The sequence below is a fragment of the Streptomyces sp. HUAS 31 genome, assembly GCF_028198125.1.
Taxonomy (GTDB): domain Bacteria; phylum Actinomycetota; class Actinomycetes; order Streptomycetales; family Streptomycetaceae; genus Streptomyces; species Streptomyces chartreusis.
On sequence record NZ_CP116353.1, the window covers coordinates 3,518,627 to 3,543,029 of the forward strand.

Annotated in this window: 18 protein-coding genes; 9 read left to right on the forward strand and 9 right to left on the reverse strand. The window is 73.1% G+C overall.

Annotated elements, in window-relative coordinates; all coding sequences use genetic code 11:
- Nucleotides 1-35: 35 nt before the first annotated feature.
- Genes PGH47_RS15520 through PGH47_RS15555 form a run of 8 tightly spaced genes read left to right on the forward strand, consistent with a single transcriptional unit; the run spans nt 36 to nt 9,622 of the window.
- Nucleotides 36-1,175, forward strand: a complete 1,140-nt coding sequence (locus tag PGH47_RS15520) for a glycosyltransferase family 4 protein (protein WP_271663929.1) — start codon at nt 36-38, stop codon at nt 1,173-1,175.
- Nucleotides 1,172-2,644 (forward strand): exopolysaccharide biosynthesis polyprenyl glycosylphosphotransferase, encoded by a 1,473-nt coding sequence (locus tag PGH47_RS15525; RefSeq protein WP_271663930.1) that lies wholly within the window; start codon nt 1,172-1,174, stop codon nt 2,642-2,644. The genes PGH47_RS15520 and PGH47_RS15525 overlap by 4 nt, the downstream gene beginning before the upstream one ends.
- A 6-nt stretch (nt 2,645-2,650) precedes the next feature.
- On the forward strand, nt 2,651-4,024 hold the full coding sequence (locus tag PGH47_RS15530; RefSeq protein WP_443048498.1) for an O-antigen ligase family protein: 1,374 nt from the start codon (nt 2,651-2,653) through the stop codon (nt 4,022-4,024).
- A complete protein-coding gene (locus PGH47_RS15535; protein ID WP_271663931.1) occupies nt 3,946-5,916 on the forward strand; it encodes a lipid II flippase MurJ in 1,971 nt (656 codons plus the stop codon). Before PGH47_RS15530 ends, PGH47_RS15535 begins: the two co-directional genes overlap by 79 nt.
- Nucleotides 5,906-6,697, forward strand: a complete 792-nt coding sequence (locus PGH47_RS15540) for a polysaccharide deacetylase family protein (protein WP_271663932.1) — start codon at nt 5,906-5,908, stop codon at nt 6,695-6,697. Before PGH47_RS15535 ends, PGH47_RS15540 begins: the two co-directional genes overlap by 11 nt.
- Nucleotides 6,694-7,836: a glycosyltransferase gene (locus tag PGH47_RS15545; protein ID WP_271663933.1), complete on the forward strand. Its 1,143-nt coding sequence runs from the start codon at nt 6,694-6,696 to the stop codon at nt 7,834-7,836. The genes PGH47_RS15540 and PGH47_RS15545 overlap by 4 nt, the downstream gene beginning before the upstream one ends.
- On the forward strand, nt 7,833-8,498 hold the full coding sequence (locus PGH47_RS15550; protein WP_093746095.1) for a lipopolysaccharide biosynthesis protein: 666 nt from the start codon (nt 7,833-7,835) through the stop codon (nt 8,496-8,498). Before PGH47_RS15545 ends, PGH47_RS15550 begins: the two co-directional genes overlap by 4 nt.
- A complete protein-coding gene (locus tag PGH47_RS15555; protein WP_271663934.1) occupies nt 8,495-9,622 on the forward strand; it encodes a GNAT family N-acetyltransferase in 1,128 nt (375 codons plus the stop codon). The genes PGH47_RS15550 and PGH47_RS15555 overlap by 4 nt, the downstream gene beginning before the upstream one ends.
- Here PGH47_RS15555 and PGH47_RS15560 read toward each other — a convergent pair.
- From PGH47_RS15560 to PGH47_RS15580, 5 genes are all read right to left on the reverse strand, one after another.
- A complete protein-coding gene (locus PGH47_RS15560; RefSeq protein WP_271663935.1) occupies nt 9,585-10,853 on the reverse strand; it encodes a glycoside hydrolase family 26 protein in 1,269 nt (422 codons plus the stop codon). The two genes, PGH47_RS15555 and PGH47_RS15560, sit on opposite strands and share 38 nt — an antisense overlap.
- Before the next feature lie 59 nt (nt 10,854-10,912).
- Nucleotides 10,913-12,838: an AMP-dependent synthetase/ligase gene (locus tag PGH47_RS15565; RefSeq protein WP_271663936.1), complete on the reverse strand. Its 1,926-nt coding sequence runs from the start codon at nt 12,836-12,838 to the stop codon at nt 10,913-10,915.
- Nucleotides 12,839-12,935: 97 nt separating this feature from the next.
- Nucleotides 12,936-14,498 (reverse strand): vWA domain-containing protein, encoded by a 1,563-nt coding sequence (locus PGH47_RS15570; protein WP_271663937.1) that lies wholly within the window; start codon nt 14,496-14,498, stop codon nt 12,936-12,938.
- A 148-nt stretch (nt 14,499-14,646) separates the two neighbouring features.
- Complete coding sequence (locus PGH47_RS15575) at nt 14,647-15,510, reverse strand: ABC transporter permease (protein WP_269645904.1); 864 nt, start codon at nt 15,508-15,510, stop codon at nt 14,647-14,649.
- Nucleotides 15,507-18,158, reverse strand: coding sequence for a CocE/NonD family hydrolase (locus PGH47_RS15580; protein ID WP_271663938.1), 2,652 nt, complete (start codon nt 18,156-18,158; stop codon nt 15,507-15,509). Before PGH47_RS15580 ends, PGH47_RS15575 begins: the two co-directional genes overlap by 4 nt.
- Nucleotides 18,159-18,274: 116 nt before the next feature.
- On the opposite strand from PGH47_RS15580, the gene PGH47_RS15585 reads away from it, so the two are divergent.
- Entirely contained in the window at nt 18,275-18,685 is a 411-nt protein-coding gene (locus PGH47_RS15585) for a GNAT family N-acetyltransferase (protein ID WP_271663939.1), read from the forward strand.
- A gap of 13 nt (nt 18,686-18,698) precedes the next feature.
- Here the strand turns inward: PGH47_RS15585 and PGH47_RS15590 are convergent, their stop codons facing one another.
- From PGH47_RS15590 to iolD, 4 genes are all read right to left on the reverse strand, one after another.
- Nucleotides 18,699-20,096 (reverse strand): APC family permease, encoded by a 1,398-nt coding sequence (locus PGH47_RS15590; protein ID WP_271663940.1) that lies wholly within the window; start codon nt 20,094-20,096, stop codon nt 18,699-18,701.
- 200 nt (nt 20,097-20,296) lie between these two features.
- Nucleotides 20,297-20,842, reverse strand: a complete 546-nt coding sequence (locus PGH47_RS15595; RefSeq protein ID WP_271663941.1) for a hypothetical protein — start codon at nt 20,840-20,842, stop codon at nt 20,297-20,299.
- Nucleotides 20,843-20,915: 73 nt separating this feature from the next.
- On the reverse strand, nt 20,916-22,418 hold the full coding sequence (mmsA, locus tag PGH47_RS15600) for a CoA-acylating methylmalonate-semialdehyde dehydrogenase (RefSeq protein WP_271663942.1): 1,503 nt from the start codon (nt 22,416-22,418) through the stop codon (nt 20,916-20,918).
- On the reverse strand, nt 22,415-24,316 hold the full coding sequence (gene iolD, locus PGH47_RS15605) for a 3D-(3,5/4)-trihydroxycyclohexane-1,2-dione acylhydrolase (decyclizing) (RefSeq protein WP_271663943.1): 1,902 nt from the start codon (nt 24,314-24,316) through the stop codon (nt 22,415-22,417). The genes mmsA and iolD overlap by 4 nt, the downstream gene beginning before the upstream one ends.
- Nucleotides 24,317-24,403 lie beyond the last annotated feature (87 nt).

The following is a 24,403-nucleotide window of genomic DNA, read 5'->3' on the forward strand; positions in this document are numbered from 1 at the left end:
TTCGGACTCATTTCTTCGGAAGGGCAGCTTCGGTCATGCGCATCGCGCCGCACATCCTGCATGTCGCCCAGCCCGTCGAGGGGGGTGTCGCGCGGGTCGTGACGGACCTGGCCGCGGCACAACTCGCCACGGGGCTGCGGGTGACCGTGGTCTGTCCGAGAGGCGGCACGCTGGCGTACGACGCACGTGCGCTGGGCTGCCGGGTCGTGCGCTGGGACGCCACCCGCTCCCCGGGGCTCCGGCTCCCGGGTGAGGTACGGCGGCTGTCGCGGCTGGTGCGGGACGTGCGGCCGGACCTGGTGCACGCGCACAGCGCGAAGGCCGGGCTCGCGGCGAGGCTCGCGGTGCGCGGCGCCCTGCCCACCGTCTTCCAGCCGCACGCCTGGTCGTTCGAGGCCGCCGACGGAGCCGTCGCCCGGGCGGCGCTGGCCTGGGAGCGGTTCGGGGCGCGCTGGGCGAAACGGGTGCTGTGCGTGAGCGAGGCCGAGCGGCGTACCGGCTACCGGGCCGGGATCTCCGCCCGCTGGCAGGTGGTCCCCAACGGCGTCGACACCGACCGCTTCCGGCCGGAAGGGGAGAGCGCGCGCTCCGGGGCGAGTCCGCTCGTGGTGTGCGTGGGACGGCTGTGCCGCCAGAAGGGTCAGGACGTGCTCCTGCGGGCCTGGCCCGAGGTCGAGCGGCAGGTCCCCGGGGCACGGCTGGTGCTCGTGGGTGACGGCCCGGACGCCGGACGGCTGCGCGCGGCGGCGCCCGCGTCCGTGCGGTTCGCCGGCGGGACGCCGGACGTCGCCGGCTGGTACCGGGCCGCCGATGTCGTGGTCCTGCCGTCCCGCTGGGAGGGGATGGCGCTCGCCCCGCTGGAGGCCATGGCGTGCGGGCGGCCGGTCGTCGTCACGGACGTGGACGGGGCCGCCGAGAGTCTGCCGGCCGCCCATCGGCCGGACTGCCTGGTGCCGCCGGAGGACCCCGGTGCGCTGGCGCGGGCGCTCACGACGCTGCTGCGGGACGAGCCGCTGCGCTCGGCGCTCGGCGCTCAGGGCCGCTCGCACGTGCTGCGCGCGCACGATCTGCGCCAGACCACGGACGCGGTGACCGACGTGTACCGCGAGCTGCTCGGCCTCACCGCCGCGCAGATGTCCGGATCCGACGAGGGCAGAAAGTGCATGACCACATGACCGCGGAAAGTACTGTCGCCTCGCCTGCGGGGCCGCAGGTCCCCGGGGGCGCCGTCTCCGTCCTCGCCCCCCGCGGCCAGGCCGCCGGACGCCGGGGCGGTGCCGGGCGGGGCGCCCGCCGTCCACGCCCGGCCGCCCGGAGCCTGCGGACGACGCTGTGGCTCGTCGACGGGGGCGCGGCCCTGCTGGGGGCCCTGGTGCTGCCGGCGCCGCACAGATATCCGCTGGTCGTCGCCCTGCTCGCGCTCGGTGTGCTGTGCCTGAACCGGCGGGCGTCCCTCTACGACACCTCCGCCGTCACCGGCGTGCTCGACGAACTGCCCGCCGTCTGCGCCCGGATCGCCGTGGGCTGGGCCGCCGTGGTGGCGCTCTCCCCCCTGCGGTCCGTCCCGTTGGCCGTGCTGGCCGGAGGGGCCGCGGTGCACTGCGCGGCGGCCGTCGCGGGGCGCGCGGCGGTGCACGGGCTGCGGCGCCGCGCGTTGCGGCGGCGGCCCGGTCCGGCGCTGGTGGTCGGCCCGCTCGCGGCGACGCGGCGGGTGTCGGCCGCGCTGCTGCGCCAACCGGACTGCGGCGTAAGGCCGGTCGGCCTGGTCGCCGACGACCCGGACGTACTCGGCGAGGCCGACGACGAGCTCGGGCTGCCGGTGCTGACGACCGCGCTGGAGGCGCGGCGGGCGCTCGTCCGGAACGGCGTGCGCACGGTCCTCGTGGTGGGAGCCGCGACCCGGGTGGAGAAGGCGGCCGTACTGCGGGCGCTGGCCGGGCACGGGTGCGCGCTGTGGGAGCTGGACGCCGATCCGCCGTCGTACGGCGTGAGCGGGCACCGGGCACGGGCGGGTCATCTGGCGGGATTCTCCGGCCGGTTGCTGCGGCCGCAGGGTGCGCGGCGGCACGGCAGCGCGGGCAAGCGGGCGCTCGACGTGCTGCTGTCCGGTGCGCTGCTGGTGCTGGTCGCGCCGGTCCTGCTGACCTGTGCGCTCGTGCTGCGGGTCATGGACGGGCCGGGTGTGGTGTTCCGGCAGGAGCGGATCGGCAAGGACGGGCGGCCGTTCACGATGCTGAAGCTGCGCACCCACCGGCCCGCGAGCGCGCACGAGGCGGCGACCCGCTGGAGCGTGGCCGACCAGCAGGACATGAGCCGCTTCTGCCACTTCCTGCGCCGTACCTCGCTGGACGAGCTGCTCCAGCTGTGGAACGTCTTCCGCGGCGACATGAGCCTGGTCGGGCCGCGGCCCGAACGGCCCTTCTTCGTCGCCGAGTTCAGCCAGGCCCATCCCGGCTATCCGGCGCGGCACCGGATGCGGACGGGGATCACCGGCCTGGCGCAGGTACACGGTCTGCGCGGGGACACCTCGATCGAGGACCGGTGCCGCTACGACAACGCCTACATCGACAACTGGTCGCTGTGGCAGGACATCTGCATCCTGCTGCGCACGGCGGCCCAGTTCGTACGGCCGACGGGGAGCTGAGCCACGGTGAGCACTTCTACGACGGTCAAGGTCCGGCCCGCACCCGCGCTGCCGCCCTCGGCGCGGCGCCGGGTCCGCTCCCTGCGGCCCGTCCTGTCCGTGCTGCCGGTCGTGGCGGTCGTCGTCCTGCTGGGGCTGCCGGTCGTGCCGAGCGGCTCCGCGACTCCCGCCGACGCGGCCTCCGCGCTCGTCGTGCTGTGGGCCGTGGTCGACACCGTGCTGCGGGCGCGGCGACCGCTGACGCGGACCGCGGCGATCGTGTTCGGGCTGCCGGTGGTGGGCATCGCGGTCGCCGCGGCGGGTGCCACGACCGCCGCCGACGCGGTCACCGGACTGGCCCGGTACCTCCAGGTGTTCGTGCTCATCCCGCTCGCCGTGATGGTGCTGGTGCGCGACCGGCGGGGAGCCCGGCTGCTGATGTGGTCGCTGGTCGGGCTCGCCCTGTGGCAGGGGGCGATCGGCGTCAAGCAGTACCTCACCGGGACCGGAGCGTCGTATCAGGGGGCGTTCATCCGGGCGGTGGGCACGTTCGGGCCGTCCGACGTGATGGGCATGGCCACCGTCGTCGCGCTCGGCATGGTCGCCGCGACCGGGCTCGCGCTCGCGGCGCGCGACCGGCGGCAGCAGCTCGTGGCGACCGGGTGCGTGCTGGTGCTGCTGGTGCCGCTCGCGCTGTCCTTCAGCCGGGGCGCCTGGATCGCCACGGCGCTGGCCTGCGGGGCTCAGCTGCTGATGGCCGGGGTGCGGCGGGCGGCGAAGGTGTGCGCGGCGGCCGTGGCGGCCTCGGTGCTGCTGGTCGGCGGGCTCGGGGTGGGCGCGACGGCGTTGGAGGAGCGGCTGACCAGCATCACCCGGGTCACCGACGCCCCGGACCAGTCGGTGATCGACCGCTACACCATGTGGGCGGCGGCGGCCGGCATGTGGGGCGAGCACCCGGTGGTCGGTGTGGGGCTGAAAGCGTTCCCGGCCTACCGGGACGGCCATGCCTCGCTCGCGCTGTCGTCGGGCAGTGACACGGAGGGGGCGGGCCAGGCCTACCGGCGCCAGCCGCTGCTGTCCCCGCACAACATGTATCTGCTGCTCCTCAGCGAGCAGGGCATGCTGGGCCTGATCACGGTCGCCGGCAGCTGGCTGGCGCTGCTGGTGGTCGCCCTGCGCCGGCTGCGGCGCGGCGGGAGCCCCGCCCGGGACTGCGCGCTGCCGGTCTGCGGCCTGCTGCTGTGGCAGCTCGTCAACTTCCTCTACGCCGACATCGGCGGCCCTTCCACGGTCCTCACGGCCATCTGCTTCGGCCTGGCGGCGTGGTGGGGACTGACCCCCGCCTCACCCGAGGCACCGGCCACGCAACCGGCCCCGACCGCCGGATCGGCGGCACGATGACCCCCGGTCCGGCGACAACCGACGGCGCCCGCGCCGGTGCCGCCACCCCGGCCGGCGGCTTCAGGGCGGACGAAGCGGCCCGCACCTCCCCGGCCGACGCGTACACCCCTGGTGCCCGGGTGCGCACCCCGCGCCCGGTCCAGGACCTCCCCGACCTCACGGCCGGCGCGAACGGCCTGCCTCCGCTCCAGGACGACTCCGATCGCACGGTCGGCGCCCCTCGCCCACGCGCCGTCAAGCCCCCTCCCCCGCCCGCCTCCACCCCCCGGTCCCCGGCCCCCCGCCGCCCCAGCGCCCCCACCCGGCGTTTCCTCGCCCGGGCGACCCTCTTGTCCGCCGCGTTGTCGATGGCCGGGGCGTTGCTCGGGCTCGGGCGGGATCAGGCGTTGGCGCATCTGTTCGGGGCCGGGGCCGAGAGCGATGCGTTCCTGGTGGCCTGGACGGTGCCGGAGATGGCGTCGACGCTGCTGATCGAGGACGGGATGGCGTTCGTGCTGGTGCCGGCGTTCAGCGTGGCGCTGGCCCGTCGGGCGGCCCAGGGGTCCGGTTCCCCCGACCCCGTGCGGGCGCTGGTCTCCTCGTCGCTGCCGCGGCTGTGTCTGGCCCTCGCCGGTACGGCCGCGCTGCTCGCGGCCGGGGCGCCGATGCTGGTGTCCGTCCTCGCGCCCGGCCTCTCCGACCCGTCGCTGGCGGTGTCCTGCACCCGGCTCACCGCGACCTGCGTGCTGAGCTTCGGCATCGCCGGCTACTTCAGCGCGGCCCTTCGAGCCCATCGCAGCTATCTCGCGCCGGGCGCCATCTACATCGCCTACAACCTCGCCATCATCACCGCGATGTTCGCCCTCGGCGCCCGCTGGGGCGTACAGGCCGCCGCGCTCGGTGTCGCGATCGGCGGGTGCCTGATGGCCGCCGTACAGGCACCGCCGTTGTGGCGGCGCATCGCGCGGCGGCCCGAGCAGTCGGCCCAGGTTCAAGTTCCGGCGTCCCCGCACGAGGGGGACGGCGGCCGGACCGTGGCGTTCGGGCTGGTCTGCGCCGTGCTGCTGTTCGCGCTGTGCCGGCAGTCGCAGGTGCTCATCGAGCGGTACTTCGCCTCCGGGCTGCCCGCCGGATCGATCTCGCATCTCAACTACGCGCAGAAGGTCGCCCAGTTGCCGATGTCGCTGTCGATGATGGTGTGCGTCGTCACCTTCCCGGTGGTGGCGCGGGCCATCGCCGAGGGCGACACACGGCGGGCGACGGAACGGGTCGAGCGGGATCTGGCGCTGATGGCCTGCCTGGTGCTCGTCGGTGCCGCCATGGTCGTCGCCGGGGCGCCGCAGATCGTCCAACTGCTGTTCCAGCGGGGTGCGTTCACCGCGCAGGACACCGCCGCCACCGCCGCCGTCATGCGGGTGTACGCGCTCGGGCTGCTCGGCCAGACGCTGGTGGGGGCGCTCGTGCGGTCGTACTTCTCCACGGGCCGCACCACCTGGTTCCCGCTGGGCGCGATGGGCGCGGGGGCGCTCGCGACCGCCGGGATCAGCCTGTGGGCCGTGGGCCCGTGGGGCGCGCGCGGCATCGCCGCGGCCAACGCGGCAGGCATCACCCTCACCGCGCTGCTCCTGCTGCTGGGCCTGGGGCCGCGTGCCGTGCCGGTGTGCGTGCGCCGGGTCGTCGCCGAACTGTCCCGGCCGGTGCGGGCGGCCGTCTGCGCCACCGGCGCCGGGCTGCTGTGCGTGCGGCAGTTCGACTCCCCCGCGGCCGCCGTCGCCGCCTGCTGTCTGTGCGTGACCGCCGTCTTCCTGCTGCTGGCCTGGGCCCTCGACGCGGCCGGTGCCCGCTCCCTCCTGCTTCCTGTCACGCAATCCGTCCGTAGCTCCGTCACACGAAGGCTCCGCCATGGTCGCTGACATCACCGCCGCGCCACCCGCGGCCGAACCCCTCCCCGCCCCCGTCACCGGGGGACGCCCGAAGCGGCGGCCCGCCGCCTGGGTGGCCATGTACCACTCCGTCTCGAACTGCCCGGAGGACCCGTACGACATCACCGTCACCCCCGGGCGCCTGGAGCGGCAGTTCGCCTGGATGGCCGCCCGCGGCCTGCGCGGCGTGAGCGTGCGCGAGCTGCTCGACGCGCGCGCCCTCGGCCTGGAGCGCGGCCTGGTGGGGCTCACCTTCGACGACGGGTACACCGACTTCGTCACCACCGCCCTGCCCGTGCTGCACCGCTGGGGCTTCACGGCGACCGTGTTCGTGCTGCCGGGGCTGCTCGACGGCGAGAACTCCTGGGAACAGAGCGGCCCGCGCAAGGCCCTGCTCGACACGGACGGCATCCGCTTCGCCGCGGACGCCGGCATGGAGATCGCCTCGCACGGGCTGACCCACATCGACCTGACCAAGGCCCACGACGACGAACTGCACGCCGAGGTCGCCGAGAGCCGGTACCGGCTCGCCCACATCACCGGCGAGGACGTCGAGGGCTTCTGCTACCCGTACGGGCATCTCGACGAGCGGGCCGTCGACGCCGTGCGCCGCGCCGGGTACCGCTACGGCTGCGCGATCACCCCCGGCCCGGCCGGCTCCGGCGACTTCGCGCTGCCGCGCATCCACATCGGCGAGGCCGACTCCTCCATCCGGCTGGAGCTGAAGCGCCGCCTCGCCTGGGTCTACGGCCGCGCACTGGAGTCCGTGTGAAGGCCCTGCACGTCATCACCGGCCTCGGTGTCGGCGGCGCCGAGCAGCAGCTGCGGCTGTTGCTGCGGCACCTGCCCGCGCAGTGCGACGTGGTGACGCTGACGAACCCTGGCCCGGTCGCCGAGGGCCTGACCGCCGACGGGGTGCGTGTCACCCACCTCGGCATGTCCGGCAACCGCGACCTGGCGGCCCTCCCCCGGCTGACCCGGCTGATCCGCGACGGCGGCTACGACCTGGTGCACACGCACCTGTACCGGGCCTGCCTGTACGGGCGGGTCGCGGCGCGCCTCGCGAAGGTCCGGGCCGTCGTCGCCACCGAGCACTCGATCGGCGCGACCCGGCTGGAGGGCCGGCCGCGCACCGCGGGTGTGCGCGGGCTGTACCTGGCCGGCGAGCGCCTCGGCCACGCCACGGTGGCCGTCTCCCCGACGGTGGCCGAGCGGCTGCGGCACTGGGGCGTGCCCGGGCAGCGCATCCGCGTCATCCCGAACGGCATCGACGCGCCCCGCTTCCGCTACGACGCCGCGCGCCGCGAGGTGGCCCGCACGTTCCTCGGACTGCCCGAGGACGCGTTCGTCGTCGGCGGCGTGGGACGCATGACCCCGGGCAAGCGCTTCGACCTGCTGGTGCGGGCGCTGGCGCTGCTGCCCGGCGACGTATGGCTGTTGCTGGTCGGCGGCGGGCCCGAGGAGGACGTGCTGCGGCGCACCGCTCGGGACCTGGGCGTCTCCAACCGGGTCCTGATGACGGGCGAGCGGCCGAGCCTGCCCGACCCCCAGGACGCGGCACCCGACCTGGTCGACCTGCTGTCCGCGATGGACGTGCTCGCCTCGCCGTCGCCGGAGGAGTCCTTCGGGCTTGCCGTGGTGGAGGCGCTGGCGGCCGGGCTCCCCGTGCTGTACGCGAGCTGCCCCGCCGTCGAGGACCTGCCGCCGGGCGCGGCACCCGGGGCCCGGCGGGTCACGGGCGGCGCCGGGGCGTACGCGCGCGAACTGCTTCGGCTGCGGGCGGCGGGACCCGGCGAGCGCAGCGCCCCGGACGCCGTGGGCCGCTACGACATCGCGGCCACCGCTGAACAGCTGATGGATCTGTACACGGCCGCTCTGTCCGGCTCGAACCTGGAAGTGAGTTCCTCATGACGGACAACCCCGCTGGGCGTGACCAGCTCTTCGACCGTACCCCGACGAGGCGGCTGCCGTCGTGGTGGTGGCTGCCGGCCGGCGCGCTGATCGGTGTCGTCGCCGGTGGTGCGTACGGCCAGCTGCGGCCACCGCAGTACACGGCGACGAGTTCCGTCGTCGCGGTGCCCAACGGCAGGACCGACGCCGACTGCACCGACGCGCTCGGCTTCGCGCAGGCCTACGGCCGGGTGGCCAAGCAGCTCGCGGTGCTCGGCGACGCGCAGGTGTGGGCGGGTGTGCCCGCGTCCACGCTGCGTGAGAGCGTCGACGTCGCGACCTCCCCGGACGCGCCGATGGTCGCGGTCTCGGCGACCTCGACGAACCCCGGTCAGGCGGTGGACATCGCCAACGCCGTGTCCCGGGCGCTGCTGACGCACGCGGACAACACCAAGGACGACACCGGCATCAAGCTGGAGCGCCTGTCCCGTGCCGCGCGGCCCACCGAGCCGTCGTCCGCGTCCCCGGCGCTGACCGCGCTCGTCGGCGCGAGCGCCGGCGGACTGCTGGGCGGGCTCTCGCTGCTGGTCCGACCGCGGCGGACGGAGGACGACGACGACACGGGCCGGGCGTCGGTGCCCGGTCCGGCGAACGCCGCAGACACCCACGGAACGCTCGGGTGACGGCGCCCGTCCGAGCGCTCTCGGTGGAGGTGTGCACCGAGGAGCGCGCGTTCGCGGAACTCGCCGGGGAATGGGAGCGCCTGTACCGGGCGTCCCCGTCGGCGACGCCGTTCCAGAGCCACGCCTGGCTGCACTCGTGGTGGCTGTCGTACGGCACGCCGGGCCGGCTGCGGCTCGTCCTGGTGCGCAGCGGCGGGGAGTTGGTGGCGGCGGCCCCGATGATGCGGGTGCATCATCCGCTGCCGGCGCTGGTGCCGATGGGCGGTGCGATCACCGACCTGTGCGATGTGCTCATCGACGACGCGGTGGCCGAGCCGGCCGCCGCGGCGCTCGCGGGCGCGCTGGGCGAGCTGGCCCGCTCGGCGCTGATCGACTTCCGCGAGGTGCGGCCGGGCGGCGCCATGGAACGGGTCTACCGGTGCTGGCGCGGCCCGCGGCAGCGGGTGTCCGACTCGATGTGCCTGGAGCTGCCCGCGTTGCCCATGGCGGACCTGGTCGGCCGGTTGCCGACGGGGCGTGCCCGGCGCATCCGCAGCAAGATCAACCAGCTCGGCCGGATCGGCGTCGAGTGGCGTTTCGTGGAGCCCGAGGAAACCGGGCCCGCGGTCGGCCGGCTCCTGGAACTGCACCGGCTGCAGTGGGAGGACCGGAAGGTGTCGAGCGAGCATCTGCGGCCCCGGTTCCTGGAGCACCTGGTGCGGGCGGCGGCTCCGCTGACGCGGACCGGTGAGGCCGCGACGTCGGAGTTCCGGCTCGACGGCTCGGTGGTGGCGGTCAACATCACGCTGCTGTCGGGGGCGTTGGCGGGGATGTACATGTACGGCTTCGATCCGCAGTTGCGGCGGCGCCGGGTGGACGTGGCGACGATGCTGCTGCGCGCGTCCGCCGACCACGCCGCCACCGACGGACGCCGGTCGCTGAGCCTGCTGCGCGGCGACGAGCCCTACAAGTACCGCTGGTGTCCCGAGCCGGTCGTCAACCACCGCTTCCTGCTGGCCCGGCGCCGCACCCTGCCGCTGCTGGCGGCGGCCGCGGCCGAGGACGCCGCCCGGCGCCGGGCCAAGAAGATCCTGCGCCGGGACGCGGTCACCGACGATTCCGCGCCTGCTGAAGGCACACGGTGAGGCTGTCGCCGACGCGCTGCTTCAGCCCCTTCTCCAGGTCCACCGGCGTGCACTGCGGCAGCTCGGAGGGCAGGGCGGCAGGGCCGGCCGGCCTCGCCGGGTCGGACGCCGGCTTCGGGTCGGTGTCCGGCTCGGCGGGGACCGACGGCCCCGGCTCGGGCCGCGGCAGGTAGGGGGTGGACAGCAGCACGCGGTACAGGGCGGCGGCGCGGGGGTTGTCGGAGCACAGCCACACACCGTGCGGGCAGTAGTCGGTGATGGTGTTGTACAGCGGCTTGTGCTCGTCCATCCAGGCGAGCATGCGCAGCATGTACCTGATGTTGTCGCCGTTGCGGAACAGGCCCCACTCGGGATACGAGATCGGCTTGCCGTGCCTGCGCGCGAAGTCCACGTGGTGCCGCAGGCCGTAGGGCTCGGAGACCTGCTCGTCGAAGCCGAGCCCGTGCGGCTGGTCGTAGGCGTCCATGCCGATGATGTCGACGACGTCGTCGCCGGGGTAGCACTCGGGCCAGGGGATCGCGTCCATGCCCCGGCTCGGGGCGAAGTCGAAGCGGAACCTCTGTCCCTCGACGGAGCGCATGACCTTCACGATGCGTTGCCAGTACCGCTTCCAGTTGTCCGGGTCGGGGCCGCAGCGGTGGGTGTAGGTGATGCCGTTCATCTCCCAGCCGAGCACGATGACCGTGTCCGGCACGCCGAGTTCGACCAGCCGCTCGGCCAGCACCTCGAAGTGCTCGTCGAAGGCGCCGGACGCGGCGCGCCGCAGCAGCCCGCGCACGGCCGCGTCCGGGAGGTTCTCCTCGTTGCGTTCCATCATCGGCACGTTCAGCACGAGCATCCGGTCGGCCTTGGCGCGCCGCCACTTCGCCCAGCTGTCGAGGAAGCCGTGCGCGCCCTCGATGTTGTCCCACAGGTCGCCCGGCAGGTAGGTGTGCCCGACGCGCGGCTCCTGGCCGCCCAGCCAGTGGGTGAGCTCCTGCATGCGCCTCACCCCGGCGGGACCGTAGTGCAGATACGCGCCGAAGGCGGGGCTGTGCGCGGACGCGCCCTGGGGCGAGTGGGCGCCGTCGGGGGGTGCCGGGGACGCCGTGGGCGCGGGTCGGCGCGGGTCGGGCCGGGACGCGGTGTCGGCCGCGAGGGCCGTGCCGGGCGCGAGGGTCGCCGAGGCGACCACGAAGGCGGTGAGGAACGCCGGCCCTCGGGGGGCGGACCTGCGACGGTCAGGAGCCATACGTGATAGGTAGTCATATCCGCGCCGGTCGCACCATCCGAGTGCGGCCGAACGGGCCGTCAGCTGCCGTACAGCGTCTCGATCTCGTCGGCGTACGCCTTGGTCACCGCGTGCCGTTTCACCTTCAGGGACGGGGTGAGCATGCCGTTTTCCTCGTTGAACTCGCCCTCGACCAGGACGAACGCGCGGATCGACTCGGCCCGGGAGACGGCCTCGTTGGCGTAGTCGACGGCCCTTTGGACGTCGGCGCGCATCCGCGGGTCCCGGATCACCTCGGCCGGCGGGGTGTCCGCAGGCATCTTGCGCACGGCGAGCCAGTGCGTGAGGGCCTCCGGGTCGAGGGTGATCAGGGCGCCGACGAAGGGCCGGTTGTCGCCGACGACGAGGCACTGCCCGACCGGTGAGCGGCTGCGCAGACGGTCCTCCAGGACGGCCGGGGAGACGTTCTTGCCGCCGGAGGTGATGAGGATGTCCTTCTTGCGGCCGGTGATGGTGAGGTAGCCGTCCTCGTCGAGGGCGCCGAGGTCGCCGGTGGCGAACCAGTCGTCCCGGAGCACGGCGTCGGTGGCGTCCGGGTTGTTCCAGTACGAGCCGAAGACGATGCCGCCCTTGATGAGGACCTCCCCGTCGTCGGCGATCCGGACCGCGGTGCCGGGGACGGGCCGGCCGACGGTGCCGGGGCGGGGCTTCAGCGGCGGGACGATGGTGGCGGCGGCCGTCGTCTCGGTCAGGCCGTAGCCCTCGTACACGATGATGCCGGCGGCGTAGAAGAACAGGTTGAGGTTGCGGTCCAGCGGGGAGCCGCCGCTGATGGCGTAGCTCATGCGGCCGCCGAGCTCCTTGCGGACGCGGCGGTAGACCAGCAGGTCGTACAGGGCCCAGGCGGCGTAGAGGCCGGGCCCGGGGCCCTTGCCCGTGCCGAGGAACTTGTCGAGGTAGGCCTCGCCGAAGCGGACGGCGACGCGGTCGGCACGGTCGAAGGAGGCGGCGCGGCCCATCTTCTCGGCGGTGGCGCGGCCGGTGTCGTGGATCTTCTCGAAGAGGTACGGGACGCCGACGAGGAAGGTGGGGCGGAACTCCTTCAGCGCCGGGCGGAGTTCGTCGGGCTTGATACTCGGGCAGTGGCCGATCTCGATGCGACCCATCAGGCAGGCGATCTGGAGGCTGCGGCCGAGGATGTGGGCGAGGGGCAGGAACAGCAGGGTCGAGGCGGTCCGGCGGGTGACCTCCTTGAAGATCGGGTGCAGCAGCTCGACCGTGTTGGCGGCCTCGGCGTGGAGGTTGGCGTGGGTGAGGACGCAGCCCTTGGGCCTGCCGGTGGTGCCGGAGGTGTAGCAGACGGTCGCGATGGTGTCCGGGGTGAGGGTCCTGCGGCGCTCGGTGACCTCGTCGTCGGGCAGGTTCCGTCCGAGGTCGGTGAGCACGCCGAGGGCGTCCTCCCCGTCCAGCTGCCACACCCGCGGCCGCTGTTCGTGCCCCGCGGTGCCCGCAGCGACCGTCTCGGTGTTCTCCTTCGTCTCCGTGACGACATGGCGTACGCCCGAGTCGCGGACGATCCACTCGACCTGGTCGGCGGAGGAGGTGGCGTAGATGGGGACGGTCTGCCCGCCGGCGGCCCAGATGGCGAAGTCCAGGACCGTCCACTCGTAGCGGGTGCGCGACATCACGGCGACCCGGCCACCGGGTTCGAGCCCGGCGGCGATCAACCCCTTGGCCACGGCGGTGACTTCGCGGGCGAAGGCGGCGGCGGTGACGGGACGCCAGATCGGGTCACCGCCCTCCCTGCGTCGCAGGACGACGGCGTCGGGCTCCTCGGCGGCATTGACGTACGGGAGATCGGCGGTGCTCCCGGAGGCCGGCGGCGTGAGCGGCGGCGTACGGGCCTCGCGGACGACTCCCCGCTCGTCCTTGACGACCTCGACCGCGGCCCGTGCCATCAGGTCGCCCCGCCGCTTCGCCCGCTTCAGGTCCTTGCGTACGCCCATGTCGGCTCCCGGTGCCCGTCGGACTTACCGGGGAGTCAACTTACTCACGCGTAGCCGAAGGTCAATGCTTGTGACACCGCCCGGGACCGCGGCCCGGCTAGTCCCGCCCCGTCAGCCTGCTCGCCTGATGGATGGCGTCGGCCAGGCCGCGTACGTCCTTGTCCTCCGTCCTGCTCGCCAACCCGTCGGCGCGCTCGGCCAGTTCGCCGAGGTGCGCCGAGCCGGGCAGGGCGCTCCAGCGGTCGTCCCCCAGCCGCAGCGCGTCGGCGAAGTACGCGGCCGTGGCCGTGACCTGGAAGCGGGTGCTCGCGCTCCAGACGGAGTCCTTGAGGGACCCGCTCTCCAGCCGCCCGGACTCCTCGTGCGGGGCCCGCGACTTCGGGTCCAGCCAGCGGACGCTCGCCGTGGCGAGGTGCCCCTCGGTCCCGGGCTTGGTGCGGACGGCGTACAGGGCCGTCACCGTGTGGCCGGGACCGACCTCGCCGCCGTCGACACTGTCGTCGCGGAAGTCCTCGTCGGCGACCTGCCGGTTGTCGTAGCCGATGAGCCGGAACTCGGAGACCGTCGCCGGGTCGAAGGCGATCTGGGCCTTTGCGTCACGGGCGGTGAGGTCGATGTTGCGCGGGAGGTCCTCGCAGAAGACCTCGCGGCCGTCCTCGGAGGAGGAGACGTAGGCCGTGTGCCCGTCGCCCTTGTCGGCGAGGCGCTCCATCAGGGCGTCGCCGTAGTCGCTGCCGACGCCCACGCCGAACAGGGTGATGCCGTGCTCGCGGCGCTCGGAGCCGATGCGTTCGAGGATGGTGTCCGCGTCGGTGTCGCCCGTGTTGGCCAGTGCGTCGGAGACCAGGACGACACGGTTGGTGGCGCCCTCGCGCAGGCCGTCCTGCGCCGTTTCGTAGCCCGTCTCCACGCCCGCGCCGAGGTTGGTGGAGTCCGTGGGTTCCAGGCTGTCGATCGCGTCGTGGATCTCTTCCCGGTTGTCGCCCAGGCGCGTCATCGGCAGCACCCGCTCCGCCTCGTCGCTGAAGGTGACGATCGCGACCGAGTCGTCGTCGCGCAGCCGGTCCGTCATCACGCCGAGGGACTCCTTGGCGAGGTCGAGGCGGCCGGGCTCGGCCATGGAACCGGAGATGTCGATGACGAAGGTCAGCGCGGCGGGCGGGCGTTCGCCGCGGTCGGCGGCGGGCCGGGTGGCCAGGCCCACACGGACCAGCGACCAGTCCTCGCGGTCGGCGCGGGCGCCGTCGACGCTCACCGAGAAGCCGTTGCCGTCGGGACGGTCGTAGTCCTGGCGGAAGCTGTTGACGAACTCCTCGGGGCGGACCGTCGTCGGGTCGGGCAGATGGCCGTCGGCGAGGGTGCGGCGGGCGTAGCCGTAGGAGGCGGTGTCGACGTCCAGGGCGAACGTGGAGAGGTAGTCGGGGGCCGGCGCGAACTCCCGGGACTCCGAGTCGTCGCCGTTCTTCTGCTCGCCCGTGCCGCCGGTGCTGCCGCCGTCGGTGTAGCCGGGGGCGGGGGCCGGGCGGCCGGTGGGGTAGCTGCTGTTGTCCGCGGAGGAGTTGTCGCCGTCGCCCGCGCCGCAGCCGGTGAGCAGCAGACCGGCCGCCGCGGTCAGCGCGAGGAGGGTGCCCCGCAGGTCTCGTATTCGGTGACGCTCCATCTTCCGTGCCCCCTGGGTCCGTTGACGTCGACTTTCTGTGACTGTGACGGGCCAGGGGGCCGGAACGTGCGCTACGGAGCGTTGCGGATGAGTCTCGAATGGGGCACGGGGGACGCCTGTCGAGACCGGTGGGTGATCTTCCGTTGACCTAGGACACGACGTCCTTGCGGGCGAAACCGCGGAAGGCCAGCGCGAACAGCACCAGGGCGTACGTTATGGAAATGGCCGTGCCCTGGATCATGCCGGACCACTCGGGAGTGGGCTGTACGGCGTCCGCCCAGGCGAACTGCCAGTGCGCGGGCAGGAAGTGCCGCCAGTCGCCGAGCGCGGTCACCGCGTCCAGGACGTTGCCGACGATGGTCAGGCCGACCGCGCCGCCGACCGCGCCGAGCGCGGCGTCCGTCTTGGTGGACAGCCAGAACGCAAGGCCCGCGGTGACCAGTTGGGACACGAAGATGAAGGCCACTATCACCACCAGGCGCTGCGCGGCCGTGCCCGTGTCGATCGAACCGCCGGTGGGGATCTGGAGAGGGCCCCAGCCGTAGGCCGCCGTGCCGACGGCCAGCGCGACCACGGGCAGCAGGATCATCGCCGCCAGGCTGAGCCCGAGGCCCACCACCAGTTTGGACCACAGCAGCCGGGCCCTGGGCACGGGCGCCGCGAGCAGATAGCGCAGCGAGGACCAGCCGGCCTCCGAGGCGACCGTGTCCCCGCAGAACAGGGCGACAGGGATGACCAGCAGGAAGCCCGCGGAGACGAACAGGTTCACGGCGGCGAAGTTGGCGCCGGACGCGGTGGCCGTGTCCATCAGGGTGATCCGGTTGCCGCCGCCGTCCGGCTCGCCGCCGATCGCGAACGCGGCGACCAGCACGAAGGGCAGCACGGCCAGGATGCCGAACATGACGAGCGTGCGGCGTCGCTTCAGCTGGCGGATCAGCTCGACCCGCAGCGGCAGCGTGCGGCCCGCCCGGTAGCCGGAGGCGACCTCGGTGCGCTCGGTGAGCGTGCTCATGCGGAGCCTCCGATCAGGGTGAGGAAGGCGTCTTCCAGCCGGCGGTGCGGGCCGACCGACTGGACGGGCACTTCGAGGCGGACGAGTTCGGCGACCAGGCGCGTCGCGCTGCCGTCGGTGTCGAGGCGGACGAGCAGCCCGTCGTCGGTGCGTACGGCCGAGGCCACGCCCGGCAGGGCGGCGACCTTCTCGACGATCGGCTCCTCCACGGCTGCGGGCGTGCCCACGAGCAGCGTGTCGCCGGAGCCGATGATCTCGCTGACCGGACCGGCCTGCACGAGGCGGCCGCGGTCCATCACCACGAGGTGGGTGCAGGACTGCTCGACCTCCGCGAGGAGATGGCTGGAGACGATGACCGTGCGGCCGGCCGCCGCGTAGCGGATCATCACCTGGCGCATCTCGCGGATCTGCGGCGGGTCGAGGCCGTTGGTCGGCTCGTCCAGGATCAGCAGGTCCGGCAGGCCGAGCATGGCCTGCGCGATGGCCAGGCGCTGGCGCATGCCCTGGGAGTACGTGCGCACCGCACGGGCCAGGGCGTCGCCGAGACCGGCGATCTCCAGGGCCTCGTCGAGGTGGGCGTCCTCGGCCGGGCGGCCGGTGGCCCGCCAGTACAGCTCCAGGTTCTCCCGGCCCGACAGGTGCGGCAGGAAGCCCGCGCCCTCGACGAAGGCGCCGACCCGGGACAGGACGGGCGCGCCGGGGCGGATGGCGTGGCCGAAGACCCGGATCTCACCGGCGTCCGGCTTGATCAGGCCCATCAGCATGCGCAGGGTCGTCGTCTTGCCGGCGCCGTTCGGCCCGAGCAGACCGAGGACCTGGCCCTTCTCCACGCGGAACGACAGGTCCCGTACCGCGTACCGGTCCTGGGAGCCGGCGTATCGCTTGCTCAGGTCGGTGATCTGGAGCGGGACCTCGGCCAGCGCGGGGTCGGGCGCGGGGGTGGCGGTGCGGCGGCGGGCGGTCAGCAGCAGGGCGAGGGCGACGCCCGCACCCGCGAGCGGCAGCCACCACACCCAGGACGGCAGCGGGGCGGCGGCGGTGTCCACGCCGGGCGCCGTCGGGACCGTCAGATCGCCCTTCAGGGACACGGTGTACGTCGCCGGGGAGAGAGGCGATGCGTAGCCGAGGTCCGTGGAGGAGACGACCAGGCGCAGCCGGTGGCCGCTCTCGATGTCGTGGTCGATGGCGGGGAGCGTGATCGTCACGTCCTTGCCGGCCTCGGCGTCCTCGACGCGCAGGGGCGTGACCAGCTGGGACGGCAGCACCTGCTGCCTGCCGCCGGGGCCGACGTCGTAGACCTTGGCGAAGAGGACCGCGTCCTCGCTGGTCGACTTCACGTGCACGGTCGCCTTCGGGGAGCCGGTGATGCGCAGGTCGCCGGTGACCGGTGCCGACTCGAAGGCGGCGAACTGGCCCGGGAAGTCCAGGGACACCCCGACGCCGAGCGAGGACAGCTGGGAGAGACCACCCGAGCCGCCGAGGCCCGGCAGGGCGGAGACGGCGGGCGGGCTGGCGCCGGCCGGGTTGGCGAAGCTCTGCTCGCCGCCGCTGAGGCGGAAGGACTTCGGGCCGCTCTCCAGGCCGGGGTAGGAGTCGGCGCTCGCGCCCCGCAGCAGGGCCTGGCCGTCGGTGGAGTCGACGCCTCCGGTGCGGGTGACGCGGAAGGCCGGGCCGGTGTCGGCTCCCTTGTCGTCCTTGAGGTAGCGGTCGAACCAGGACTGGACGCGGGCCTGGACGCGGCCGGTCTCCATGTCGCCGCCGTCGTGGCCGCCGGAGATCCAGTCGACGTCGACGGGGGCGCCGTTGGCCTTGATCGCCTTGGCGGCCTGGTCGGCCTGGCCGAGCGGGAAGAGGGAGTCGGACTGGCCCTGCATCAGCAGGGTCGGCACCTTGATGCGGTCGCCGACGGCCGACGGCGAGCGTTCTTCGAGCATGCTGCGGGCCTGCGCGTCCGGGACGCCGGACTCGGCGACCCGGTCGTACATCTCGCAGACCTGCTTCTCGAACTTCTCGCAGCCGCCCGCCGAGTTGACGAAGATGCCGGCCCAGAGCTTCTTGAACACGCCGTTCGGGAACAGCGCGTCCGCGAGGTTCCAGTAGGTGATCGCCGGGGCGATGGCGTCCACGCGGTCGTCGTGTCCTGCGGCCAGCAGGGAGATCGCGCCGCCGTAGGAGCCGCCCGCCATGCCGACGCGCGGGTCGCCGGTCTTGTCGAGCTCGACCTGCGGCTGCTTCGCCAGCCAGTCGAGCAGCCGGGAGACGTCGGCGACCTCGCCCTTCGGATCGTTCAGCCCGACCTTGCCGGTGGACTTGCCGAAGCCGCGGGCGGACCAGGTCAGCACGGCGTATCCGTCGCGGGCGAGGTTCTCGGCCTGCTGCCGTACGTCGTCCTTGCTGCCGCCGAAGCCGTGCGCGAGGAGGACGGCGGGGCGACGGCCGCTCTCGGCGGCCGTGAAGTACGAGGTGTCGACCCGCACCCCGTCGCCCATGTCCATGACCCGGTCGGCGCGGCGCACCGCGGGCGCGTCGTCGTCGGCCGACGCGACAGTCCACGTACCGGCACCGGCTATGACGACGACAGCGGCCGCGGCGGCGAACAGCCGCCGCGGCCCCCGTAGCGCGCGGAGCCCGGGCAATCGAAGATCCATGGTTCAACGGTACGGGGCGAACCTGTCGGCAAGTTATCTACCGGAGGCCGAACCGCCACCCCTCCCACGGAAGTACGAGCCCCCTCCCGCGTACACCAGCCGTGGTACGAAGGCACATGGACATCCGCCGGGCCACGACCCCCGCCGAAGTCGCCGCCGCAGAGCACCTTTTCGATCACCCGGTGCGCCCCGAGTGGGCCGAGCGCTTCCTCGGGACCGGGGGCCACCACCTCCTCGTGGCCTACGTCGACGGCGAACCGGTGGGTTTCGTCAGCGGCGTCGAGACCGTGCACCCCGACAAGGGCGCCGAGATGTTCCTGTACGAGCTGGGGGTGGCCGGGCCCTACCGGCGGCGGGGCATCGGGCGGGCGCTGGTGCTGCGGCTCGACGCGCTGGGCCGGCGGCTGGGGTGCTACGGGATGTGGGTGCTGATCGAGGCCGGGGACGAGGTCGCCCTCGCCACCTACCGCAGTGCGGGTGGCAAGGGCGACGGGGCGTGCTCGGTGATCACGTGGGACTTCGGCTGAGGTCGGGCGGCGGTCAGTCCCGCTCGTCCTCCGGGAGGGTCACCAGCCAGCGGGTGTCGCGGCGCGGGCGCAGGTACAGGGCCCAGTAGAGGGTGGCGGCGGCGGTGATGCCGCCGGTCCACAGCAGATGCGCGGTCTCCTGCTGGGTGAGGATGTAGCCGAGGACCACGATCAGCAGGACCGGCATCGCGGGCCACAGCGGCATCCGCCAGGCACGGGTGTGCCGGTGCGAGCCGCGCCGGGCGAGCAGCGCGGCGACCGCGACGAGCAGGTACATGCCGGTCACCGAGACGCCCGTGACGCCGTACAGGGTGTCGAGGTTGACGAAGCACAGGGCCGCGCCGGGCACGCCGACCGCGAGGGTGGCGACCCATGGGGAGCCGAAGCGGCCGAGCCTGGCGAGGACGTCGTTGACCGGCTGGGGCCAGGCCTTGTCGCGGGCGGAGGCGAACAGCACGCGGGAGTTCTGGATGACCATGACGATGCCCGCGTTGATGATCGCGAGGGCCACGCAGAGGCTGACGAAGGTGCCGACCGCGGAGTTGGACCAGGCGGTGACCATGGCGGAGAGGTCGCCGCCGGTCAGCTCCTTGAGGTCCGAGGCGCCGAGGGTGATGGCGACGACCGGGACCAGGATGATCACGGCGGAGATGCCGAGGGTGGCCAGCACCGTGCGGGCGACGTTGCGGCGCGGGTTCTCCAGCTCCTCGGAGAGGTAGACGGCGGTGGAGAAGCCCTGGGTGACGAACAGGGCGATGGCGAGCCCGGAGACGACCAGCAGGGCCGTCACGGTGTCGGCGTGCCCGTCGGCGCCGGCCACCTCCATCGAGACCAGGCTCGCGGGGCCGCGCTCGGCGTGGGCGAAGCCCAGCACCGCCACGACGGCCGCGGCGATGACCTCCAGGACCAGGAAGACGCCGGTGATCCAGGCGTTCGCGCGCAGGTCCAGCAGGCCGGCGAGGGTGGCGAGCAGCATGACGCCGGCGCCGGTCATCGCGGGGTCGAGGTGGACGATCGGGGCGAGGTAGTCGGCGGTGCCCATCGCGATCACCGGCGGGACGACCATGACGACCAGCAGGGAGAGCACGAACACGAGCCAGCCGGCGAGCCGTCCGGCCAGCGTGGAGACCATCGCGTACTCGCCGCCCGCGCTGGGGATGAGGGTGCCCAGCTCCGAGTAGCAGAACGCCACGGCGATGCAGAGCAGCGAGCCGATGGCGATGGTGAGGGCGGTGGCGGTGCCGAGCGAGCCGAACAGGTCGGGGACGACCACGAAGAGGGTGGAGGCCGGGGTCACGCAGGAAAGCGTGAGCAGGGTGCCGCCGACCACGCCGATGGAGCGCTTGAGCTTCTGGGGGCCGTCCGGCGCCTCGACTGCGGCGCCCTCGACGGGGGTGAGGGTGTCGGTCACGAGGGGGATGCAACATCGACGGAAACCATCGCGTCAATGGCTGTTCACCTACGGAATCCGTGGCCCCGGCGCCCTCTTTCGCGCGTTAACGTCGCGTCAAGGCCGCATATAGGGCGGCTTCCACGGGTGCGGGAACCGCAGCACGGGGGCACAAAAAAGTGGGGCCGTCCGCGATGCGGACGGCCCCGTAACAGCGGGTGTCAGTGGTTGCGCGGGATCTCCGGACCGTCCGTGCTCGGTGGGGAGACCCGGCGAGTCGCTTGCCCGAGCCTCCGCTCCAGCCACACTTCTGCCAGTGGGCCGAGGGGCGAGTACATCACGCGGACGATCGGCACCGCAGCGACGACGACGGCACCGGCGGCCACGATCCCGACCAGCGCCCTGGCTATCCCGACGTCCTTCGGCCCCTCCGGGTCCGCCAGCCAAAGCAGGCACATGAGGATCGCCACGGCCTGCGCGACCATGAGCACACCCCAAAGGAGGCCGAGAGCCAGGAAGAAGAGCGACTTCGCGGCCCCCAAGCCGTACTTCGGCAGCCATTCGGCCTTGAACGCCCGCGAGGCCACCTGGCGTTCCGCCGGCGTCATGGCCGCCAGTTCCACGCCCTTGTCCACGAAGTTGTCGACCGCTGTGCGTGTCCAGCCCTGAACTGCCTTGCCGAAGGCGGCTGCCTCCAACGTGCCGGCGATGAGAATCGCCGACGACACAGAGGCAACGGTCGTCGCGAAGGCTTCTGTCATCTGCACGCGGACAGACTGCCACCTCACCATTCCCGCTGAACAGGAACCGACAGCTCAGCGGGCATGGTGAGGGGTGTGCTCAGTGGTTGCGCGGGAAGCCCAGGTCGACGCCGGTGGGGGCGTCGGCCGGGTCGGGCCAGCGGGTGGTGACGACCTTGCCGCGGGTGTAGAAGTGCGTGCCGTCGTTGCCGTAGATGTGGTGGTCGCCGAAGAGCGAGTCCTTCCAGCCGCCGAAGCTGTGGTAGCCGACGGGGACCGGGATCGGGACGTTCACGCCGACCATGCCGGCCTCGATCTCCAGCTGGAAGCGGCGGGCGGCGCCGCCGTCCCGGGTGAAGATCGCGGTGCCGTTGCCGAACGGCGAGGCGTTGATGAGGGCCACGCCCTCCTCGTACGTCTCGGCGCGCAGTACGCACAGGACGGGGCCGAAGATCTCGTCCTGGTACGCCTTCGCAGACGTGGGCACCTTGTCGAGCAGCGAGATGCCGATCCAGTGGCCGTCCTCGAAGCCGTCGACCGTGTAGCCGGTGCCGTCGAGGACCACCTCGGCGCCCTCGGCCGCGGCGCCGGTGACGTAGGAGGCCACCTTGTCGCGGTGGACCGCGGTGATCAGCGGGCCCATCTCGGAGGTCGGGTCGTTGCCGGGGCCGATCTTGATCTTCTCGGCGCGCTCGCGGATCTTCTCCACCAGCTCGTCGCCGATCGCCCCGACCGCGACGACCGCGGAGATGGCCATGCAGCGCTCGCCCGCGGAGCCGTAGGCCGCGCTCACGGCGGCGTCGGCGGCCGCGTCCAGGTCGGCGTCCGGCAGGACCAGCATGTGGTTCTTGGCGCCGCCGAGCGCCTGGACGCGCTTGTGGTTGGCGGAGGCGGTGGTGTGGATGTAGCGGGCGATCGGCGTCGAGCCGACGAACGAGATCGCCTTGACGTCCGGGTGCTCCAGGAGGCGGTCGACGGCCACCTTGTCGCCGTGCACGACGTTGAAGACGCCGCCCGGCAGGCCGGCCTCCGCCAGCAGCTCGGCGATCCTGATCGACGCCGACGGGTCCTTCTCGGACGGCTTGAGCACGAAGGTGTTGCCGCACGCGATGGCGATCGGGAACATCCACATCGGCACCATCGCCGGGAAGTTGAACGGCGTGATGCCCGCGACGACACCCAGCGGCTGCCGGATCGACGACACGTCGACGCGGCTGGCGACCTGCGTCGACAGCTCGCCCTTCAGCTGCACGCTGATGCCGCACGCCAGGTCGACGATCTCCAGGCCGCGCGCGACCTCGCCGAGGGCGTCGGAGTGCACCTTGCCGTGCTCGGCGGTGATCAGCTCGGCGATCTCGTCGCGGTGGGCGTCCAGCAGGGCGCGGAACTTGAACAGGATCGAGGTGCGCTGGGCCAGCGAGGACTGGCCCCAGGTCAGGTACGCCTCCTTGGCGGCCGCGACGGCCGCGTCCACCTCGTCCACCGAGGCGAAGGCGACGTTCGTGGTGACCGCGCCGGTGGCCGGGTCGGTGACCGGCCCGTACGTGCCCGACGCGCCTTCGGCGGTCTTGCCGCCGATCCAGTGGTTGACGATCTTCGTCATGACCGGTTACTCCTTCGCAGATGGCGGCGTCGGGTCGAGACGTGCCGTTCGTACAGCTCACGTGCCTTGACCGCCGACGGTCGGGTCGCGGTCTCGGCCACGGGAACATCCCACCAGGCCTGCGCGGGCGGCGGGCCCGACACTGTGTCTGCCGTTTGGGTCTCGACGTAGACACATGTGGGAGTGTCGGCGTCACGGGCCTCGGCGAGCGCCTCACGAAGATCGCTGACGGTCTTCGCGCGCAGCACCCGCATGCCCAGGCTCGCGGCGTTGGCGGCCAGGTCGACGGGGAGCGGGGCACCGGTGAAGGTGCCGTCGGCCGCCCGGTGGCGGTAGGCGGTGCCGAAGCGCTCGGCGCCCGTCTCCTCCGACAGTCCGCCGATGGACGCGTACCCGTGGTTCTGCACGAGCAACACCTTGATCGCGACACCTTCCTGCACGGCGGTCACGATCTCCGTCGGCATCATCAGATACGTGCCGTCGCCGACCAGCGCCCAGACGCGGCGCTCCGGCGCGGCCAGCTTCACGCCGATCGCTGCCGGGATCTCGTAGCCCATGCAGGAGTAGCCGTACTCCAGGTGGTACTGGTCCCGGGAGCGTGCCCGCCACAGTTTGTGCAGGTCCCCGGGGAGGGAGCCGGCCGCGTTGATGATCACGTCCGACTCGTCGACGAGCGTGTCCAGGACACCGAGCACCTGCGGCTGCGTCGGCCGTACGTCGGGCTCGTCGGCCTCGTAGCAGGCGTCGACGCGCTGCTCCCAGCGCTCCTTGTCCTCGGTGTACTCGGCGACGTACGAGGCGCCGACCCGGTAGGCGTGCATGTCGAGGGCCGCGGTCAGCTCCGTCAGGCCGCTGCGGGCATCCGCGATCAGCGGCATCCCGGCGAGCTTGTGGCCGTCGTAGGGCGCGATGTTGAGGTTGAGGAAGCGGACGTCCGGGTGCGCGAAGAGGGTGCCGGAGGCGGTGGTGAAGTCGGTGTAGCGGGTGCCGACGCCGATCACCAGGTCTGCGGTGCGGGCGAGCTCGTCGGCGGTGGCGGTGCCGGTGTGGCCGACGCCGCCGACGTCCTGGGGGTGGTCGAAGCGCAGGGAGCCCTTGCCGGCCTGGGTGGAGGCGACGGGGATGCGGGTGACCGCGGCGAACTCTGCGAGGGCCTCCTCGGCGCGGCTGTGGTGGACGCCGCCGCCCGCGACGAGCAGGGGACGGCGGGCGCCGCGGATCGCCCGTACTGCCTCGGCGAGTTCGGTCGGGTCGGCGCCCGGCCGGCGTACCACCCAGGTGCGCTCGGCGAAGAACTCCTCGGGCCAGTCGTACGCCTCGGCCTGCACGTCCTGCGGGAGCGCCAGCGTCACGGCGCCGGTCTCCACGGGGTCGGTGAGCACGCGCATGGCCTGGAGGGCCGACGGGATCAGGGCCTCCGGACGTGTGATCCGGTCGAAGTACCTGGACACCGGGCGCAGACAGTCGTTGACGGACACATCGCCCGCGTACGGCACTTCGAGCTGCTGGAGGACCGGGTCGGACGGGTGGGCGGCGAAGACGTCGCCGGGCAGGAGCAGCACCGGGAGGTGGTTGATGGTCGCGAGGGCGGCGCCGGTGACGAGGTTGGTCGCGCCGGGGCCGATGGAGGTGGTGACGGCGTGGGTGGACAGCCGGCCCGACTGACGGGCGTAGCCGACCGCCGCGTGCACCATCGCCTGTTCGTTGCGGCCCTGGTGGTACGGCATGACATCGCCGTACTCGACGAGGGCCTGGCCGATCCCGGCGACGTTGCCGTGGCCGAAGATGCCCCAGGTGGCGCCGATCAGGCGGTGCCGCGTCCCGTCGCGCTCGGTGTACTGGGCGGACAGGAAGCGGACGAGTGCCTGTGCGACCGTGAGCCTCGTCGTTGAGGTCATCGGTAACCCTCCGTAGGTGCCGGATGGAAGCGGATCAGCGATCCTGCGCGAGGGCGACGGATCCGCCCTCACGCGAGGGGAATACGC